Annotated in this window: 1 protein-coding gene; it reads left to right on the top strand. The window is 69.3% G+C overall.

All coding sequences use genetic code 11. The annotated features are described in order from the left end of the window. Positions 1–24: 24 nt before the first annotated feature. The coding region (locus FJ658_RS16700; protein WP_219995787.1) for a hypothetical protein at positions 25–205 on the top strand (181 nt) is incomplete at its 3' end.

Here is a 205-nt window from a genome sequence, read left to right as displayed (position 1 = left end):
AGCGCGACGCCGAGGACGCTCGCGATGACGATGTCGATCACCCGCCAGCGGCGGGTGGGTGCGGCTGCGGATGGTGCGGTGGTCACGATGCGTGCCCTTTCTGCGACTGTGTCGCTGCAAGTGGCACGGGTGGGCGACCGCGGATGCGGTCGGACCCTGAGATGGCCTCCCTGCGCCGGCATGATCCGGATCAGGTTCGACGGTC

This window comes from Schumannella sp. 10F1B-5-1, from assembly GCF_006517535.1.
In the GTDB taxonomy this organism is placed as follows: Bacteria; Actinomycetota; Actinomycetes; order Actinomycetales; family Microbacteriaceae; genus Schumannella.
This window is presented reverse-complemented; position numbering and strand designations above follow the sequence as displayed.